The organism is Streptomyces sp. AC627_RSS907 (genome assembly GCF_019049165.1).
Window position 1 is genome coordinate 1 of the sequence record NZ_JAGMUE010001342.1, and the last position, 826, is coordinate 826.

The following is an 826-nucleotide window of genomic DNA, read 5'->3' on the forward strand; positions in this document are numbered from 1 at the left end:
TCAGCAACTCGACCTGGACAGCCCCGCGTTCAACACGGCCGAGTACGTGTGCGTCGCCGGCCCCGTCGACACCGAGGTCTTCGTCGCCGCGCTGCGCCAGGTGGTCGCCGAGACCGAGGCGCTCGGCGTCCGCTTCACCGTCCAGGACGGCAAGCTCTGGCAGGTCACCGCGGACGCCACCGACTGGCAGCCGCACGTGGCCGACCTGACCCCGGAGGCCGCGCCGCGCGCCGCCGCGCTGGCCTGGATGGCCCGCGACATGGCGCGCCCCGTCGACCTGGAGCGCGAACCGGTCTTCGGTCACGCCCTGTTCCGCGTCGGGCCGGAAGAGTACTGGTGGTACCACCGCGTCCACCACATCGCGCTCGACGGCTTCGGGCTCTCGCTCGTCGCCCGCCGCGTCGCCGACGTGTACACCGCGCTGGTCGCGGGCCGGCCCACCGGCGACAGCGGCTTCGGCACGTTGCAGTCCGTGCGCGACGAGGAGCACGCGTACCAGAACTCCGCGCGGCGCGACAAGGACGGCGCGTACTGGGCGGCGCGGTACGCCGACCGGCCCCCCGTGCCCAGCCTCACCGACGACTCCGCGCTGCCCGCCCGCACCTTCCGGCGGCAGATCACCGACCTGGCGCCGGCCGAGGTGACCACGCTGCGCCAGCGGGCCGACGAACTCTCCGTCACCTGGTCGGACGTGCTGCTCGCGATCACCGCCCGCTACATCCAGCAGGTCAGCGGCGCCCCCGAGGCCGTGCTGAGCGTGCCCGTCATGGGCCGGCTCGGCTCGGTGTCGCTGCGCGTGCCGTGCATGGTGCGCAACGTGCTGCCG

The 826-nt window shown here is 74.1% G+C and carries 1 protein-coding gene; it reads left to right on the plus strand.

Annotation, left to right across the window (positions count from 1 at the left end):
- On the plus strand, nucleotides 1-826 hold an 826-nt coding region (locus KUM32_RS41820; RefSeq protein WP_254406813.1), incomplete at both ends, for a condensation domain-containing protein.